Origin of the sequence: Blautia hominis, from assembly GCA_002270465.1 — a bacterium.
Lineage (GTDB): Bacteria > Bacillota > Clostridia > Lachnospirales > Lachnospiraceae > Blautia > Blautia hominis.
Genome location: NQOF01000004.1, coordinates 355,396 through 373,411 on the forward strand (window position 1 = coordinate 355,396; position 18,016 = coordinate 373,411).

14 protein-coding genes and 1 pseudogene are annotated in these 18,016 nt (G+C 47.5%); 13 read left to right on the forward strand and 2 right to left on the reverse strand.

Annotated elements, in window-relative coordinates; translation table 11 throughout:
- The first annotated feature begins 146 nt into the window (after window positions 1-146).
- The 10 genes from CI595_RS15795 to CI595_RS15840 all read left to right on the forward strand — a co-directional run bounded on the left by CI595_RS15795 (window position 147) and on the right by CI595_RS15840 (window position 13,653).
- Window positions 147-1,487 (forward strand): ABC transporter substrate-binding protein, encoded by a 1,341-nt coding sequence (locus CI595_RS15795; RefSeq protein ID WP_095174590.1) that lies wholly within the window; start codon window positions 147-149, stop codon window positions 1,485-1,487.
- Window positions 1,453-3,336, forward strand: coding sequence for a cache domain-containing sensor histidine kinase (locus CI595_RS15800; RefSeq protein WP_095174591.1), 1,884 nt, complete (start codon window positions 1,453-1,455; stop codon window positions 3,334-3,336). Before CI595_RS15795 ends, CI595_RS15800 begins: the two co-directional genes overlap by 35 nt.
- A complete protein-coding gene (locus CI595_RS15805; protein WP_095174592.1) occupies window positions 3,329-4,900 on the forward strand; it encodes a response regulator transcription factor in 1,572 nt (523 codons plus the stop codon). The genes CI595_RS15800 and CI595_RS15805 overlap by 8 nt, the downstream gene beginning before the upstream one ends.
- A 174-nt stretch (window positions 4,901-5,074) precedes the next feature.
- The gene (locus CI595_RS15810) at window positions 5,075-6,376 is read left to right on the forward strand and encodes an ABC transporter substrate-binding protein (protein WP_095174593.1); all 1,302 of its coding nucleotides are present in this window, start codon (window positions 5,075-5,077) and stop codon (window positions 6,374-6,376) included.
- A 163-nt stretch (window positions 6,377-6,539) separates the two neighbouring features.
- Window positions 6,540-7,448, forward strand: a complete 909-nt coding sequence (locus tag CI595_RS15815; RefSeq protein ID WP_095174594.1) for a carbohydrate ABC transporter permease — start codon at window positions 6,540-6,542, stop codon at window positions 7,446-7,448.
- 17 nt (window positions 7,449-7,465) lie between these two features.
- Window positions 7,466-8,308 (forward strand): carbohydrate ABC transporter permease, encoded by an 843-nt coding sequence (locus CI595_RS15820; RefSeq protein ID WP_095174595.1) that lies wholly within the window; start codon window positions 7,466-7,468, stop codon window positions 8,306-8,308.
- 13 nt (window positions 8,309-8,321) lie between these two features.
- Complete coding sequence (locus CI595_RS15825) at window positions 8,322-10,430, forward strand: glycoside hydrolase family 36 protein (protein ID WP_095174596.1); 2,109 nt, start codon at window positions 8,322-8,324, stop codon at window positions 10,428-10,430.
- Between the two features lie 481 nt (window positions 10,431-10,911).
- Window positions 10,912-11,799 carry an Rpn family recombination-promoting nuclease/putative transposase gene (locus CI595_RS15830; protein ID WP_095174597.1) on the forward strand — a complete coding sequence of 296 codons (888 nt, stop codon included), beginning with the start codon at window positions 10,912-10,914 and terminating at the stop codon, window positions 11,797-11,799.
- A 312-nt stretch (window positions 11,800-12,111) separates the two neighbouring features.
- Window positions 12,112-13,011: an Rpn family recombination-promoting nuclease/putative transposase gene (locus tag CI595_RS15835; protein WP_095174598.1), complete on the forward strand. Its 900-nt coding sequence runs from the start codon at window positions 12,112-12,114 to the stop codon at window positions 13,009-13,011.
- 414 nt (window positions 13,012-13,425) lie between these two features.
- Window positions 13,426-13,653, forward strand: a complete 228-nt coding sequence (locus CI595_RS15840; protein WP_095174599.1) for an HPr family phosphocarrier protein — start codon at window positions 13,426-13,428, stop codon at window positions 13,651-13,653.
- Here the strand turns inward: CI595_RS15840 and CI595_RS27370 are convergent.
- Window positions 13,596-13,772: pseudogene (locus CI595_RS27370) on the reverse strand (hypothetical protein); the annotation flags it as partial. The gene CI595_RS15840 and the pseudogene CI595_RS27370 sit on opposite strands and share 58 nt — an antisense overlap.
- 14 nt (window positions 13,773-13,786) lie before the next feature.
- Window positions 13,787-14,644, reverse strand: coding sequence for a helix-turn-helix domain-containing protein (locus CI595_RS15845; RefSeq protein ID WP_158661500.1), 858 nt, complete (start codon window positions 14,642-14,644; stop codon window positions 13,787-13,789).
- Between the two features lie 285 nt (window positions 14,645-14,929).
- Between CI595_RS15845 and CI595_RS15850 the strand changes: the two genes are divergently transcribed.
- The 3 genes from CI595_RS15850 to CI595_RS15860 are packed head-to-tail and all read left to right on the forward strand — an operon-like array spanning window position 14,930 to window position 18,001.
- On the forward strand, window positions 14,930-16,108 hold the full coding sequence (locus CI595_RS15850; RefSeq protein WP_095174601.1) for a Gfo/Idh/MocA family protein: 1,179 nt from the start codon (window positions 14,930-14,932) through the stop codon (window positions 16,106-16,108).
- 23 nt (window positions 16,109-16,131) lie between these two features.
- On the forward strand, window positions 16,132-17,070 hold the full coding sequence (locus CI595_RS15855; RefSeq protein WP_095174602.1) for a sugar phosphate isomerase/epimerase family protein: 939 nt from the start codon (window positions 16,132-16,134) through the stop codon (window positions 17,068-17,070).
- A gap of 16 nt (window positions 17,071-17,086) precedes the next feature.
- A complete protein-coding gene (locus tag CI595_RS15860) occupies window positions 17,087-18,001 on the forward strand; it encodes a sugar phosphate isomerase/epimerase family protein (protein WP_095174603.1) in 915 nt (304 codons plus the stop codon).
- Window positions 18,002-18,016 lie beyond the last annotated feature (15 nt).

An 18,016-nucleotide genomic window follows, 5' to 3' on the forward strand; every position in this document is an offset into this window, starting at 1 on the left:
GCAGTTTTGGTTTCATGCTTTTTTTGACGATTGGGAAAATTTGCCTAACTTGTCCGCTTTACAAGAAAAGGTTGTTATGATACTTTGGGTAGAGATGAAGCGCAGGGGAAAAACGCTGGCTTAAGGAGTATACAGAGGTGAAAAGTATGAGAAAGAAACAGGGATTGTTTGTTCTGCTGACCGTTCTTTTGTCTCTTGCAGGATGCGGAGGCAGGGTAGAGAAGGGCGGGGGACTGGTGCCGTCAAAGGAACAGACAACAGAAGAGAAGACGGAGCTTGCCGTATTTTATTCGGGGGAGGATGCCAGGAGGATCTCCGTAATGGAAGAGTTGTGCGAGAAATTTATGGAGGAGAACCCGGATATCAGGCTTATAAGTGAGCACTCCGGAAGCGGTATATACTCAGAGACACTGAAAGCAAAAGAGGCTGCAGGGGAGTTTCCCGACATTTTTGAGATCCAGGACCCCTATACCTTCGCGGAGGCAGGAAAGCTGGGGGTCATTTCAGAGGATGTGGGAAAACTGGTGGAACAGCCATTTACCATTGAGGGGGAAATCTTTGCCGTACCTTTTTACAAGACATCATTTGGTATCATCTATAACCAAGTGATATTCAAGGAACTGGGACTTCAGGTGCCGGGAACATACGGAGAGTTTCTGGAAACCTGCAGAGCTCTGAAAGAGAGCGGCATCGCCCCTCTGGCCGCAGGCGGAAATCCTACAGAGACGGGGAAATACTGGCTGAACTATTATTTTCAGGTGAATCTGGCAAAAGGGGACCCGGACTGGCAGAGGGAGAGAAATCAGGGCCAGGTGTCTTTTCAGGATGAAAATGTGAAAGAGATGCTCACAGAATATCAGGACATGATGAACGGAGAATACATGTTGGAGGATTCCGTAAATATGAACGAGAATCAGGTGATCCAAGCCCTGCTTAACCAGGACGCCGCAATGGTCCTCACAGAGCCGTCCATGGTGTCAAAAATATGGGAGGCATACCCATTGGCGGTGGAATCCGGGAAGAACACACTGGGGGAGGAACTGGAAGAGGACCCTTGTATGTTCCGGCTGGGCTGGTTCTTTCTCCAGGATACGGAGGGGGAACCTGTGGTTGTCAGCGAAAAAGGCGCCCAGTGGGCCATATCAGATACCTGCGGCAATGACCGGGAAAAGAACAGGGCGGCCATGAAATTCCTGGAATTTTGTTTCCGGAAGGAGAACTACAGGAAGGTACTCCAGACCGTATACGCCATCCCTGCCACAAAGGAGAAGATCCTGTATCCGGCTCCGGCTGTGCAGCAGAGTTTTCTTGTGGATTACCGTTATGCAGACAAAAGTGACGTCTACCTTGGGAACGAGGATACACCGGAGAATTTCAAACGCAGTATGTACGATGTGTTTTATTCTGTGGCCACCGGCACCATGAGCGTGGATACTGCTGCGGAAAAACTGGATGAATATTGGGACAATGTGCCGGGAAGCTGGTGAGGAGAATATGAGAAGAAGAGAAAAAGGACAGCATTATCAGAGTCTTTTTGTGAAATCCGTTGCAGCGCTGATCTTGATCGGGATCGTACCCCTGCTGATCATGGGTATCTCTATCTACAGTGCATACATGGATTCTCTGAGAGAGACGCTCCTGTCCAATATGTACCGCAGTGCCCTTTATGTGGGGAAAAACGCGGCAGACTTGTTTCAGGAGATGGAGGAGACGACCAAATATCTCTATAACTATAATATCACAGAATACGATTATCTCTACGAGCTGATGGAAGATGAAACGATCACACAGTCGCGCAGGGAGGCCCTGGTGAATGATGTGCTCAGGGATATCTTATACATGAACCAGCACATTGACCATGTGTTTTTTATAACCCCTGACCGGGAAAGGTATTCCGTCATGCGTCCCCCGGAAGTGATGGTGAAAGAGAAGGAGATGGAAGCGTTCCATAGGAAAAACTTTCAGGAAGGGGATAAGCAGATGCGTCTGCTGCCCACCCATGACACCGGCTACTATTCGGATTCCAGTGATTTTACTGTGTCAAGAAATATTATGAACACCAGGACCATACAGTCTGCGGATGAGCAGGTGCTGGGCACGCTGTACATTGATGTGAGTGCTGCTTATTTTGACGGCATCATCAACGAGACAGACCTGGAAGAAGGCTGCCGGATGTATGTGATCGACCGAAAAGAGAAGGTCTTTGTCTACAGCCAAGAGAAGGAAAACACGGGAGAAAGCATTGGGAAGCTGGAGGAGTACCTGCCGGATATGGATGAGGATAAACAGTACATAAAGGCGGACGGCAATTACTTTATTTACAGACTCATACCGAATACGGACTGGGTTGTAGTGGAGGAAATCCCTGCATTTAATCTGGAAAACAGCTATCAGGAGATACAGACAAATATTTTGATCATAATCGGGTTCAGTGTTATCCTTCTGATGATCATTTATTTCTTCTATTCCAAGATGATGAACAAGCCTATACGCACGCTGAAGGATGCCATGGAGCAGATCCAGGACGGCGATCTGGACACCAGAGTGACTATAAAGTCCAACGATGAAGTAGGATTTCTTGCAAAGGGTTTGAATCAAATGACGGAAAACCTTCAAAATCATATCCAGCAGGTCTATATAGCGGAGATCAGGCAGCGGGACGCAGAGATTGAGGCCTTGAAAACACAGATACAGCCCCATTATCTGTACAATACCCTGGATGTTATCCGCATGACTGCCATCACCAACGATGACAATGTGACAGCAGAGATGATCGACAGTCTGTCAGGACAGCTCAAATACCTCATAGGAAATGCCAGGGATATGGTGACCCTTCAGGCAGAGATTGACAGCATACGCAATTATTTTAAGATCATCCGGATCCGTTATGACAACCGTTTTGAGCTGGAGATAAATATTGAGGAAAATCTTCTGGGTTTGGAGGTCCCCCAGCTTATTATCCAGCCGGTAGTGGAAAACGCGGTAAAGTATGGACTGAAACCCAAAAGCGGAACAGGGGTCATAGCAATTAATGCAAAAGAGGAGGACGGCTGTCTGGAGATCACAGTGATGGACAACGGTGTGGGCATGGAGCCGGAGCGTATGAAAACCGTGCAGGAGCGGCTGCAAAGCACGGAGACGGTCAAACACCCCAGAAGCAAGCGGGCAAGTCTGGGACTGAAGAATGTGTATGACCGCATTAAGCTGATGTTCGGGGATACTTATGGGCTTGAGATAAGCAGCTTTGAAAATATAGGAACTATGGTAAAATACCGGCTTCCCATCATAGACGGAAACACGCCGGCCAAGGAAGATCCAGGAGGAGAAAATGTTTAAGATCATAATTGCAGACGATGAGCCGGTCATTATCAGAGGGCTGAAGAAAATGATAAACTGGGAGCGCCTGAGTGCAGAGGTGATTGGGGAGGCTGCCAACGGGGAGGAGCTGCTGAAAAAAACAGAGGAGCTGAAGCCTGATATTATCATCTCTGATGTGGCTATGCCAAGAAAGACAGGTCTGGATGTTATCCGCCGGATCCGGGAGAACGGATGGAAGATAAAGGTGATCTTTCTGAGCGGATATCAGGAGTTTGACTATGTGAAAAAGGCGATCAGCTACGAGGCTGTTGATTATCTTTTGAAGCCAGTAGGACAGGAGGAGCTGGAACAGTCTATTCTCCGCGCTGAAAAAATGCTGCGCACAGACAGCCCTATGGAATACTGGGAGGAAGAGAAGGACGATATGCAGACAGTATTCAAGAAAATCAATTCAGAATATGAATGCAGGGATTTGTACGGACATTTTCAGGAGATGGGTATAGAGACAGAGGGCAAAGAGTTCATTGGCGTATGTTTTGCAATCTCCCCTGAACTGAACCGGAGAGTCACAGACCAGAATATGAGGGAGCTGCTGCGTTTCTCCATTTTTAAACGGATCCAGGAATACCTTCGGGAAAAGAAAAGCGGATTTGTCATCAAGCGGGAGCCAAACAGCAGTAATGTGATCCTTCTCTTGGAGAAGGGACAGGATGATGCCTGGGTGCAGGGGGAGATCGGGCGTATCAGGGAGCATATTTACGGGGAATATAAGGTATGGCTCATAACCGGCATCGGAAAGCGTGTGGAGCAGGCTTCTGACCTAAAGTATGCGTATAAGACGGCAAAGTTCTCCTGTGAACTCTATTATTTCTGCGAGGAAGAAGTGGTTTGGTATCAGGATATAGCCAGAGAATTCCACTCATCTTTTGAAGACTACAATTCCTGCTATAAAGAATTGCTGGACCGGATCTTTAACAGGAGAGGTGAGTGGACAAGATCCCTTGCAAAAATTTTGGACATTATTGAAAACCTGCATTACGGAAACCGGTATGCAGCCGAGAACCGCTGTATTGCCATGACCATGGACCTGTACCGGGATTTACAGGAGTACCGTGTGCTGACAGAAGATTCCAGGGAGGAGTACGACAGGTTTACAGCAAAAATACGGGCGCAGAGTACCTTCCGTGACATGAAAAAACTGGTTGTGGGGTATCTGGGGAAACTTATGGGTGAGAGGGTATTAAGCGGTGCAGATAATGAGCGGGAGACTATCACCCTGGTAAAAAATTATATCCAGGAGCATTATGCTGAGGATATCAGTCTTGGAACCATGGCGAAAATGGTGTATATGAACCAGTATTATTTCAGCACATTCTTTAAAAAAGAGACAGGGCAGAACTTTAAAAACTATCTGGTGGAGGTGCGCATGAGGGAAGCCATGAAGCTGCTTATGTGCTCTGAAATGAAGACGTATGAGCTGGCGGAAGCTGTAGGGTATCATGATGTCCGTACGTTTACAGATAAATTCAGGGAGGTTTTCGGGGACAGCCCCTCTGCCTATAAAAAGCGCAGAAAGAATTAAAAAGGGTGGTGTTTTTAATATTATTCCGTGGGGTTTTTTAGATGAGCGTCCCATTTTATTGTCCGCATTTTGAAAGTATGATACTCTTTCGTCAGTACAGAAGGTACGGCAGTTGTAACTGTAAAGGGATTAACAGTTACCAAAGATCAAATAAAGGAAAGAGGGAAAACAATCATGAAGAAAAAGGCAGTAGCAGCATTAATGTGTCTCACAATGGCTATCTCACTGGCAGCCTGCGGCGGCGGTTCAGACAGTTCAGGCGGTGGATCAGCATCCAAGGGTGACGGCAAGGAAGAGGAAAGAGTAGTGGAACTGTGGACCTGCTGGACAGACGGGGCGGACACACAGATTGCGGGAACGGAGCAGATCAAGAAGTTTGAGGAGGAGACGGGAGTTAAAGTCAATCAGACCAACTTCACATATGACATGCTTCATGAAAAGATCCTGACAGCGGCAGCAGGCGGAAATGTGCCGGATTTGATCTGGGGGCTTCCGGAATATGTAGGTGAGTTCTACAACATGGGGATCGTGGAGGACCTGACAGACCGTTTTGACCAGTGGGAGGACAAAGACGCCCTGTCCGATGCGGTGGTGAAGGCAATGACCATTGACGGCAAAATTGTGGGAATCCCATACGAGATGACCGTGCGTGCTTACCTGACACATGAAAAAGATATTACGGCAGCCGGAATTGAAGTTCCCCAGACATGGGAAGATCTGCTGGCACAGACAGACTACAAAGAGAAAAACGGAAAATATCTGACAGAGCTGGCCTGTACCGGTGTCCGCTCCGCACAGGAGCTGCTGGTATATCTGGCACAGTATGACCTGGAAATTGCATCTGCCCAGGAGGACGGAAAATATAAGAACACCTGGAAGGATAATAAAGATGAGCTGGAGAAAGCCACAAAGGTATTCCAGTTCTATAAAGACCTTGTAGACAAGGGTATCATTGATCCCAACTGTAAGAACTGGGGATGGGAGGAGACGGACGAGAACTTCGCCACAGGGATCACCTCCACATATGTTTCCGGAAACTGGCTGGCAGAGCGTGAGTCCTCCAATCCGGACACGATGGATGACGTGGCGGTATCAGCAATCCCTTATCCCTCAGACGGACACGAGGCAACTTACATGGAATGTAAACCACTGTTCATCATGGCGGACAGCAAAAATAAAGATGATGCATTTGATCTGGCTGCTGCGTTCTGCAGCAAAGAATGGCAGGAAGCAGGATTTGCGGACCGCTCCCCACGCTCCGATGTATCCACAGACAGCAAATGGAGCAAAGATTTCCAGGCATTATCTGACACAGGTATCACCTTCCCGCCTGTGACTCTGGGCGGAATCACACAGGCGATGCAGGATGCCATGGCAAAGGTACTCCAGGAAGGTGAGACCCCGGAGGCAACAGCAGAATGGTTATGCGACGCAGTCAATGCTTCCTTATCCGATTCCGGAGAATTGAGCGAATAATAAAATGATATGCCGGAATGTTTAGGCAGCCGGGATGTGTCTGAAAATGCTTTCAGACACACTCTGACATAAGTGTTTCGGTGCGGGAGTCCGGCCTGCCGGGCTCCTTGTTCGTCTCAGGCAGGGGCCCGGCCCCGGAAAATTCTTATAGGAGGGATTTGACTTGAATAAATTTAAGAAACTTACCAGAGACCAGCGGAAGTGGAGGACCGCCATCATCATGCTGCTGCCCGCGCTTGTTTTCCTGGCTCTGCTGATCGCATATCCGCTTGGAAAAGTGATACACGACGCTTTTTACCATGTACATCTGATCAATAAATCTTTGACCGGTTTTGCCGGAGCAGCTAATTTCCAGAAGGTTCTGGCTGATGAACATTTCGGGCAGGCTGTAAAGAATACGGCATACTGGACTATTTTCTCCGTGTTGGGTGAATACCTTGTGGGTATGGTGACGGCTGTGCTGCTGAACCAGAAGTTTAGAGGCAGGGCCATATTCAGAACCTGTATCTTTATCCCATGGCTTGTACCCATCATTGTTGCGGGCATGACCTGGGACTGGATGCTGAACCCGGAGTTTGGCATTATCAATTATATGCTGACCAATATGCATATCATCAGTGAACCCATTAATTTTCTCGGGGACTCCAAGTATGCCATGGCAACCGTTATTTTTGTAAATATATGGAGAAGCTTTCCGTACTATACCATCTCCTTTTTGTCTGCCATGCAGTCCATTCCCGGAGATCTATCGGAGGCGGCAGCCATTGACGGGGCGGGTGTGTTCAAACGGTTTTTCAGGGTTACCCTGCCTCAGCTTCGCAGTGTTTCTCTTGTGATCGTATTTATACATATTATCTGGACTGCCATCAACTTTGATTTTATCTGGGTCATGACAGAGGGCGGGCCAAATTATGCGACAGAGACGCTGCCGCTTATGATTTACCGCTACTCAATGAAGAAGTTTGATGTGGGAGCCGCTTCGGCGCTTTCAACTATGATGTTTACCGTTATGGTGGTGCTGTTCATTTTCTATTACAGAAAACGTTCCAGTCTCAGCGACGATATGGCATAAGAAGGGAGGAGAAAGAGATGTTAAATAAAAGAAACCGTATTATCGGCAAGATCGTTACCTATATATCCCTGGTGTTTTTTTCGGCTATCTGTATTTTCCCCTTTTTGTGGATGCTGTTGTCAGCGCTGAAACCCAAAACAGAAATTCGTACGGCGGCCCCGTCCTTTCTGATCCATGCGCCTACTCTGGAAAATTTTAAAAGAGTACTGGTGGATGTGGGATTTTTGCAGTATATTAAAAATAGCTTTTTTGTTTCTATAGTGGCCTGTATCCTCTCCATGGTCATTGCGGTCATGGCGGGATATGCCCTGAGCCGGTATTATAAGATGAGGCTGGTAAAGACCTCCAATCTGGCTATGATGCTCTCTCAGATGATCCCGGGTGTGCTGCTTTTAGTGCCCCTGTATCTGATCATGCAGAAAATGCAGATTCTGGAGTCCTATACTTCTTTGATCCTGGCTTATACAACTTTTGTAATACCCTTGTGCACCTTTATGATGAGCAGCTTTTTTGATACAGTGCCTCTGGCCCTTGAGGAAGCTGCGGAGATTGACGGGTGCAACAAGGCGCAGACAATTTTTAAGATCATATTGCCCTTATCTCTGCCCAGTTTGGTGTCCACAGGACTTTACGCCTTTATCAACGCATGGAATGAGTTCATGTTCGGGTATATATTTATCTCTACAGATAAATACCGGACACTGACCCCGGCTATCATGCTGTTTAAAGGGGTAAATACGGTTGACTGGGGCGGCCTTATGGCCGGTTCCGTGGTTGCCGTGATCCCTGTCACCTTTATTTTCCTGTTCCTGCAAAGGTATTTCCTGGCAGGACTTATGAGTGGCTCCGTGAAGGGCTGACGGGAGGAATGAAATGAAAAGAATCGAATTATATGAGAACAAGATCCACATGCTGTGGGAAGTGACAGATGCGGGGGAGATCAAACTCCTGCATTTTGCCGCACTGCCTTTTGAGGAGGACACCTTAACTTCCGAGACGGGGACCCAGTCCTTTTATCCGGTGGAGATCCTGGTTTCCGGACAGGACCGTGTGGGTGAACGGCATGGACATAAGTATATCCAGACGTCCCCCGGATACAGAATGAAATACAGGGAGTTCCGGGACTTCAGAAATGAGAGGGGAAGGAAACTGGAGGTTGTGACAGAGGACCATATCACCGGTCTGGATGTTACCGGCCATTATCAGTTTTATGATGGGATTTCCGTGGTGCGTGCCTGGACAGAGGTGAGGAACCGGGGAACAGAGCCTCAGGGTCTGGAATATGTATCCTCTTTTGCGCTCAACGGTATTGAGAAGGAAGGGCTGCGTGAGTTTGACGAGAAGCTGGAGCTTAGGATCCCTCACAACGCATGGCAGAAGGAGCTGGACTGGGCCTCTTATACTTTACGTGAACTGGGGCTTTCCTCTACTCAGCCGCACTCCATGCACCGATCTTCCAAGACGATTGGCATAGGGAATACCGGTAACTGGTCCGCAAAGGAATACATACCTATGGGATACCTGGAGAATCAGGAGACAAGAAGTTCTCTGTTCTGGCAGATTGAACATAACGGTTCCTGGTATTGGGAGATCAGTGACCAGGATGGGCATGTGTACCTGAAACTGAGCGGTCCCACAGAGCACCATAACCATTGGTGGAAGAACCTGCAGCCCGGGGAAACTTTTCTGACGGTCCCTGTGTCTGTAGGTACAGCAGCGGGTGGCTTCGACGAAGCCATGGGAGAGCTGACAAAATACCGCCGCGCCATCCGCCGGGTGAATGACGACAATGAGAATCTAAAGGTTATCTTTAATGATTATATGAACTGCCTGTTTGGGGACCCTACCACTGAGAAGGAAATACCGCTGATCGACAAGGCTGCCGAGGCGGGATGCGAGTATTTTTGTATTGACGCAGGCTGGTATTCCGCGGGATACTGGTGGGACGGTGTGGGGGAATGGCTGCCATCCAAGGAGCGTTTCCCGGGCGGTATTAAGGAAGTTACCGATTACATACGGGCCAAGGGAATGATACCCGGTGTATGGCTGGAGCTGGAGGTCATGGGGATCAAATGCCCTAAGGCAGACCGGGTAAAGGATGACTGGTATTTTATGCGCCATGGAAAACGCGTCTATGACAGAAGCCGTTATCAGCTGGACTTCCGCAATCCTCAGGTGCGTGCCCATGCCACGGAGGTCATAGACCGGGTAGTAAATGAGTATGGTGTGGGTTATATCAAAATGGACTACAACATTGAACCGGGGATTGGCACAGAGGTGGATGCGGACAGTTATGGGGATGGGCTTCTGGGGCATAACAGGGCATATCTGGAATGGCTGGACGGTATTTTTGAAAAGTATCCGGACCTTATTATTGAAAACTGTTCCTCCGGCGGCCTGCGTATGGATTACGCTATGCTGTCCAGGTATAGTATCCAGTCTACCAGTGACCAGGAGGATTATGTGAGATATGCGACCATCACTGCAAATGCGCCTTCGGCAGTGACACCTGAGCAGGCAGCGGTCTGGTCTTATCCTCTGACAGACGGGGACTGTGAGGAGGTTATCTTTAATATGGTGAACGCCCTGCTTCTGCGGATCCACCAGAGCGGGCATTTAGTGAATCTGAGTCCTGAACGGTTTAATTATGTGAAAGAGGCGATTACTTATTATAAAACCATTCGTCCTCTGACAAAAAAAGCACTGCCCTACTGGCCTCTGGGATTATCCGCCTATGGGGACCCGTGGGTGAGCCTTGGGCTGGAAGCGGAAGCAAAAGATTTCCTGGCTGTGTGGAGACGGGACAGCCAATCGCCGGTACAGGAAATTCCTGTGAAACATCTGAAAGGAAAAGATGTGCAGGCAGTGTGCGCCTACCCGGAGAATGCGGAGTGCGCGTACCACTGGAATAAAGAGGCAGGTACCCTGACCATTGAACTGCCGGCAAGGGTAAGTGCCAGGATTTTTGAGCTTAGATATTGATAGTGAGAGGTGAGCAGCGCTTTGTGCAGAGCCGGGTGACAGTGTGCAGAGGCGGTTGGCAGTGTACAGAGGCGGATGACAGTGTACAGGGGCGGTTGGCAGTGTACAGAGGCGGATGACAGTGTACAGAGGCGGTTGGCAGTGTGCAGAGCCGGTTGGCAGAGTGCAGAGCCAGATGACAGAGTGCAGAGCCGGATGACATTGTGCGGCCCGGATGTTTTATTTGCGGCATCCGGGCTGTGCGCTGTTTGATGGTGGATTTTGCTTGACATGGCTGTGTAGGCGTGATAAAGTATTTACATCGTTATGGAATATTTTCTATATATTTTCTGATTATCCCTGTTCAGGGATTGACTACCCATAAATACCTAATTAAATAAACTGCCATCTGAAAGATATTGAGGTATCGGTCTGTAAAGGTTATAATATGGATATAGATAACCGATTTTTCTTTATCCTTCAGATTCAGAGAGGAGGAAGGATGAAGAGATATACAAATGACGGATTCATCATGAGGCCCAAGGTGGATTTCTGTTTTAAGGAGCTGATGGAGGAAGCGGAGGTACGAAGAGGGTTTATAGCGGCAGTTATGCATATTCCGCCGGAGGAGATTGTGGAGACAACCCTGCTTCCAACACATTTGCGGACCAGACATGAGGAAGATAAACTGGGGATCTTGGATGTACGTGTGCTTTTAGCCGATGGGACACAGATAGACATAGAGATTCAGGTCAGTCCGTTTCTGCTGTGGCCGGAGCGTTCTCTGTTTTATCTAGCTAAAATGTTTACGGACCAGATAGAAAAAGGTGAAAGCTATGAGAGGCTGGAGAAGTGCGTACATATTGGGATACTGGATTTTATTTTGTTTGACGCAGAGGAATCATTCTATTCCTGTTATCATATGAGGGAGGATGTCAGCCAAAATCTTTATTCGGACAAGCTGGAAGTCCATATCCTTGAACTTCCGAAGCTTTCCGAGAATAACTACCCTGAAACAGAGCTTCTGAACTGGGCAAAATTCATGAATGCCGAGAGGCAGGAGGAGTTTGAAGCGATGGCGGAGAAAGATCAATATATTGAGAAGGCGTATGAAGCTTTGAAGAACATCAGCGCAGACGAGGAAAAGAGATTGGAATATGAAGCCAGAGAGAAGGCACTGCGGGACCATGATTATCTTATGAAAAGCAATTGGGAAGCCGGGCTGGAGGCCGGAGAGAAGATTGGTATAAATAAAGGGATTGAACAGGGGGAAGGCAGAGTAAACCGGCTGATACAGCTTCTTATTGTAAACTCGCGTACAGACGAAATTGAAAAGGCAGTCACTGACAAAGAATATCAGAGTAAATTATTTATTGAGTTTAAATTATAAATCTGATCATAGGTCAGAACTGCGTATTGCAAAGCAGTAACGGATTATTCTGATGATTAAAAGATAGGAAATAGGCAAATCTATTCTTTTCGGTAGAAGCTGAATTCCGGTAGAGAGCATATTGATCCTATACCGGAATTCAGACTATACCGATATATTTCTAATTTCCCTATTCAGGGAATGGATATCCATAAAAATAATAATTGAATAAAGAGCCGTCTGAAAGTTGTTGAGGAATCTGTCTTTTATGGTTATACTATTCTTATAGATAACCGATATCTTTTCATCTTTCAGAAGCGGAGAGGGGCGGAGATGGAGAGATATGCAGACGAAGATTTCATCATGAAGCCAAAGGTGGACTTCTGTTTCAAGGAGCTGATGGAGGAGGCGGAGGTGCGGAAAGGTTTTTCAGCCGCTGTACTTCATATTCCTCCGGAAGATATAGCAGAGACTTTGCTGCTTCCAACTAATCTGAGAAAAAAATATGAGGAAGACAAACTTGGAATCCTGGATGTACGTGTATTATTAAACAACAGCACACAGATAGATATCGAGATTCAGGTGAGTCCGTTTTTACTGTGGCCGGAGCGTTCCCTGTTTTATCTTGCTAAAATGTTTACGGACCAGATAGAAAAAGGTGAAGGCTATGAGAAGCTGGAGAAGTGCGTACACGTTGGGATTTTGGATTTTATCTTGTTTGGTGAGGACAAGGAGTATTACTCCTGCTTCCATATAAGAGAGGATGTCAGAAACTGTCTCTACACAGATAAGCTGGAAGTACATATCCTGGAACTGCCGAAGCTTAAAAAGCATGACTACCCTGAAACAGAACTTCTGAACTGGGCAAAATTCATGAATGCCGAGAGGCAGGAGGAGTTTGAAGAGATGGCGGAGAAAGATCAATATATTGAGAAGGCATATGAAGCTTTGAAGAACATCAGCGCAGACCAGGAAAAGAGATTAGAATATGAAGCCAGAGAGAAGGCGCTGCGGGACCATGATTATCTTATGAAAAGCAATTGGGAGGCCGGGCTGGAAGCCGGAAAGAAGGCCGGAGAGAAGATTGGTATAAATAAAGGAATTGAACAGGGCGAAGGCAGAGTAAACCGGCTGATACAGCTTCTTATTGTAAATTCGCGCACAGACGAAATTGAAAAGGCAGTCAGCGACAAAGAATACCAGCAGGCTTTGTTCCGGGAATTACATTTATAAACCGGGCCGGTTCTGATACGGATGATCTTAGTAAACCGGTTCCGTTTTTTGTACAATGACTTTGGTTAGTTTACAAGGAACTATACACAGACCAGGAAACGGGCCGCTGACAAGATGAACGACGCATGGAATGCACCGTTCAATCCTGCCACAAACCCAAGAGCGTGGAAATATCTTTCCCTGAATGGGTAACCAGGTTATCGTTCACAAACACCGTTTTGGAAACAGGAACCGTATCGGATAGAAAATCTAAAAAAAATACACATTGCTATTTTTTCGACTTTGTTATATTCTTATAATTACCGCCAAAGACAATCCACTCCGGAGTCGTAAGCGGCAATTAAGATACCAGGCAGAGCCGCACAAGACCCTGCAGGGGAGGAGAATAAGACAGAGGATAAAGGAGGAACCGGCATGTGTGAGAGAACCGTTCGCTTCAGTGAGATCAATGAAATTAAGGAGTTTGTGAGCGCGGCATGCCGATGTAAATTTGACATCGACGTTGTCAGCGGCAGAATCGTGATTGACGCCAAATCCATTCTGGGTATGCTGAGCCTGAACTGGGATGAGGAACTCCGTGTGGTTTATGAAGAACCGGACCCGCATTTTGAGAACGTTTTACAAAAATATATGACCAGTTGAACAACAAACCCGTCTTTGGATGCCATGGCATTTGAACAGACGGGTTTTTGCACGGCTCTTTGTCCGGAAGGTGTTTGCAAATCCATTCCGGCAATCTGCACGCCCCACGTTACGGTATATTTGCCCTAACCTGCTATTCACCCACGCTTACGCGATGCTGTACCAGTTTCCGGTATTCCTTTGGGGAGAACCCCAGTTTCTGGTTAAACAGGTTGATCAGGCTGTTGCTGCTCTGGTACCCCACCTCATAGGCAATCTCTTCCACGGTCATAAAAGTGCGGGCCAGCAGTATTTTGGCCTGGTCAAGCCGTGTATTGATCACATAGTCGATGGGAGACAACCCGGTCTCCTCTTTAAAACGGTGGGAAAAATAATAAGTGCTCAGATTGGCTATGTCCGCCAGTTCCTCCAGCGTGATCTTTTCTCCCACATGCCCTCTGATATATCGGATGGTCTTTTCTATAGAAGTATCTTCTTTCTGATTATGCAATTCCCTCTCACTCAGCAGTTGAAGCAGTTTGTAGATCCGCATGGAACTGTCAAACATATTTTCAACCCCATCCTGTTCATAAAACTTCACCATATTGTAAATTAAATTTCCAACCAGCGCATTGTTCTGATTGCGTATCAGCGGTCCGAATAATTTGAGGATATGCCCGCAGATCTCATGGGAATTGGAACCGTCAAAATGGATATACACAAACTCCAGCCCATCCATAGCCTGGTAATAGTGGGGTTTGGCACAGTCCAGCAGCACCACGTCCCCTTTCTTCGCGTCAAAGGATTCCCCCTCATACTCCACGTGCAGGATTCCTTCCCTGATATAAGCCACAAGAAGCGGCGGGAAATACTCTCTTTTCATAAAATATCTGCCTGTACAAAAATAGTGACCGCACCAGGTAGGATAAAAATAAAGCTGCCTGGCTGTATCGGAAGGTGTAAAAGAGAAGCATACAGAACGGGCAAGGACACCGGTATCCACACTTTTCATATCTTCTTTTCTCCCTGTCTTTTTTATCTCATTATAATCCCCCTGACTAATAAAAGCAATATCCATGAACTTTTTGGCAAAAACCCATATTTAAAAGCACGCCGTATATGCGTATAATACAAGTATCAAAACAAACAAAGCAAAATCAAACTCAAAAAATCACCGTTATATCAAAGAAAATGGCCGTTTTCATGGTGGGATAACTGCGTGCAGTTTAAAAGCATCAAAAGAATAAACAATTTATAAAAAAGCAAATTAATGTGAATTTATCAGGAGGAAAGTAAAATGTTAAACGGAGAAAAGAGAATTGAAAGACCGCTTCGCTGGGGAATGATTGGCGGAGGAAGAACAGGAAATGTCGGTTACAAACACAGACTGGGAGCATTGAGGGACAACACGGCATATGAACTGGTGGCAGGCGCTTTTGACCTTGACTTTGAACGCTGTAAAGATTTTGGTATGAACCTGGGCGTTGCCAAAGACCGTTTATACCCGGATTACAAGACCATGTTTGAGGAGGAGGCAAAGCGTGCGGACGGTGTGGAAGTGGTTTCCATCGCAACACCAAATTTTACGCACTATGAGATCACAAAGGCAGCCCTTAATGCAGGACTTCATGTGATCTGTGAAAAACCTCTGTTCTTCAAAGTGGAGCAGGGTGAGGAAATCAAAGCCCTGGCAGAGAAGATGAATAAAATCGTAGGTGTTACATACGGATTCTCAGGAAGCCAGCTCCTGCTTCAGATGCGCCAGATGGTGCAGAACGGAGATTTGGGAGACATTCACATGGTAGAGCTGCAGTACACACACGGTTTCGCCTGTGATGAGATCGGTGATAAAGTTTCAGAAGGGCAGAAATGGCGTGTTGACCCGGAAAAATCAGGCCCATCCTTTGTACTGGGCGACCTGTCCACACATACCTTTTATATGTCAGAATTAATCTGCCCGGAACTGAAGCTGAAACAAGTTCTCTGTGACCGCCAGAGTTTTGTAAGATCACGGGAACCCCTGGAGGATAATGCTTACGTTCTGATGCGCTACGAGAATGGTGCCGTGGGCCGTATGTGGGCTTCCGCTGTTAATGCAGGCTGTATGGACGGACATAGGATCCGCATTGTGGGATCAAAAGCTTCCGTTGAATTCTCCGACAATCAGCCAAACGAACTGCTCTATCAGGTCCAAGGTGAGCCGATCCGCAAAATGATCCGTTCCATGCCCTACCTTTATGATGCGTGCAACGCTGATGAGCGACTGGGTGCCCTGCATGCAGAGGGGCTTCCGGAGAGCTGGGCAAATATTTATCTGAAATTTGCCATTGCCATTGACGCTAAAAACAGAGGCGATGAGGAAACTTTGAAAAATCTTGTTTACCCGGGGATCGACGCTGGTATCGAAGGTATCCGCTGGGTGACAAAATGTGTGGAATCCGCTGACAAAGGCGGCGTTTGGGTAGATTATAAATAATCGGATATGAGGAGGAAAGAAAAATGCAGTTAGCCATATGTACAGATGTTTTTGCAGATTTATCCTACACAGAGATGCTGGACAAAGTAAAATCTCTGGGGATTGACGCAGTGGAGATGACAGCGGGAGGATGGGGTGCCCGCAAACACTGTGACACAGCCAGACTTCTGGAGAACCCGGCAGAGCTTAAAGCCTTTCAGGAGGAATTGGAGAAAAGGGGCATGCGCATTGCGGCCCTGAATACCTCCTGCAACCCTCTCTGGCCTTCCGAGACAGGGGAAGAGTATAAAAAATCCATGTATGCCTGTGTGGACCTGGCAGAGAAACTAGGTGTTACAAAAATCGTAGCCATGGCAGGACTGCCGGCAGGAAACGAGACGGACACTACACCAAACTGGATCACTTCAACCGTATCATGGCCGGACTTCATGGCGCCTGCCTATGAATACCAGTGGAAAGTCACCATTGCTTTCTGGAAAGAATTCGCAGAGTATGCAAAGAATCATAAGATTGAACAGATTGCTATTGAGGAATTTCCGGGGACCATGGTATGGTCGGCAGAGACTATGCTGAAGCTGAGAGAGGCCACAGACCCCATCATCGGCATCAATCTCGACCCATCTCACATGATGATCCTGGGAGCAGACCCCATTGCGGCAGCCCGTGCCCTGAAAGGCTGTATCTTCCACGTGCACGGCAAAGATGCCCGCATCGAGCGGGGCCTGGCAGACAGAAACGGTATCCTGGAACCAAAGCCTGTGACAGCATCCGCTGACCGGGTATGGAATTACGTCGCTGTGGGATGCGGAAAAGATCTGCAGTGGTGGAAGGAATTCTTCTCTGTTCTCAGTATGATGGGTTATCATGGGGATGTATCCCTGGAAATGGAAGATTTAACTATGTCTGTGGAGGCAGGGGTAAATACCTCGATCGATGCGCTCCGCCAGACCATCAGCCGGTAAAACAGGAGGAATCAACATGAAGATAGCATTTGACGTTGATGTCCTGGCAAAGCAGATGGACATCAACCGGATGGTGCATCAGGTGGCGGACTGGGGATATAAGTATATCGAACAGTCCCCCCATCCCCGCATCAATCCTTTTTACAAACATCCCCTCTTTTCAAAAGAATGTGAGGCTGAATACCGCAAAGCCCTGAGGGAGACAGGTGTGGAGATATCTTCCTTCATTGTGGTATACCGCTGGTCAGGCCCCACAGAGGAGGAGCGCCAGTTTGCAGTGCGAAACTGGAAGCGTATGATCCGGATCGCCGCAGATATGGGTGTGAGAGTCATCAACACAGAGCTGTCCGGTGACCCCAACAGGCAGGAGATCTGCAATGGTATGTGGTTCAAGTCCATGGAGGAACTGCTTCCCATAATGGAAAAAGAAGATATCCGGGTGGAGATCCAGTCTCATCCCTATGATTTCTGTGAACTGAACAATGAGACCTGTGACATGGTCAAATCCTTCCGCTCCAAACATTTGGGATATGTGTATTCTTCCCCTCACGGTTTTTTCTATGATGAGGGAAAAGGGGATGTCCGTTCCATGCTGCGCTACGCCGGAGATGAACTGACCCACGTACTTTTTGCGGATACCTTTAACCAGACCCTGGACTGCCGTTATATTGCCAACCCTCCATGGCTGAATGGCCGGGGAAGGGCTGACGTGACCATTCATCAGCACCTGGCTATGGGAGAGGGCGATGTGGATTTTGACGGCATTTTTGAGACCCTGCGGGAGATGGATTTTGCCAATAAGCAGCTGCGTGAAGGTGCGCCCAAGACAGGCGGAGACAACATTGCCTGTGTATCCATGTTTGGATTTCCGGAAAAAATGGAACGGCAGGCTCCGGAAGCACGTGAGAGGATAGAAAAAGAACTTCTCTGAGAAGAGAGAGGAATG

Excerpts from the sequence above, each read along its gene's own strand:
- CI595_RS15845 (WP_158661500.1), bottom strand. The coding sequence starts at position 14,644 with ATGAAAAGTGTGGATACCGGTGTCCTTGCCCGTTCTGTATGCTTCTCT.
- CI595_RS15835 (WP_095174598.1), top strand. The coding sequence starts at position 12,112 with ATGGAGAGATATGCAGACGAAGATTTCATCATGAAGCCAAAGGTGGAC.
- CI595_RS15805 (WP_095174592.1), top strand. The coding sequence starts at position 3,329 with ATGTTTAAGATCATAATTGCAGACGATGAGCCGGTCATTATCAGAGGG.
- CI595_RS15840 (WP_095174599.1), top strand. The coding sequence starts at position 13,426 with ATGTGTGAGAGAACCGTTCGCTTCAGTGAGATCAATGAAATTAAGGAG.
- CI595_RS15825 (WP_095174596.1), top strand. The coding sequence starts at position 8,322 with ATGAAAAGAATCGAATTATATGAGAACAAGATCCACATGCTGTGGGAA.
- CI595_RS15820 (WP_095174595.1), top strand. The coding sequence starts at position 7,466 with ATGTTAAATAAAAGAAACCGTATTATCGGCAAGATCGTTACCTATATA.
- CI595_RS15855 (WP_095174602.1), top strand. The coding sequence starts at position 16,132 with ATGCAGTTAGCCATATGTACAGATGTTTTTGCAGATTTATCCTACACA.
- CI595_RS15860 (WP_095174603.1), top strand. The coding sequence starts at position 17,087 with ATGAAGATAGCATTTGACGTTGATGTCCTGGCAAAGCAGATGGACATC.
- CI595_RS15800 (WP_095174591.1), top strand. The coding sequence starts at position 1,453 with ATGAATATTGGGACAATGTGCCGGGAAGCTGGTGAGGAGAATATGAGA.
- CI595_RS15795 (WP_095174590.1), top strand. The coding sequence starts at position 147 with ATGAGAAAGAAACAGGGATTGTTTGTTCTGCTGACCGTTCTTTTGTCT.
- CI595_RS15810 (WP_095174593.1), top strand. The coding sequence starts at position 5,075 with ATGAAGAAAAAGGCAGTAGCAGCATTAATGTGTCTCACAATGGCTATC.
- CI595_RS15850 (WP_095174601.1), top strand. The coding sequence starts at position 14,930 with ATGTTAAACGGAGAAAAGAGAATTGAAAGACCGCTTCGCTGGGGAATG.
- CI595_RS15830 (WP_095174597.1), top strand. The coding sequence starts at position 10,912 with ATGAAGAGATATACAAATGACGGATTCATCATGAGGCCCAAGGTGGAT.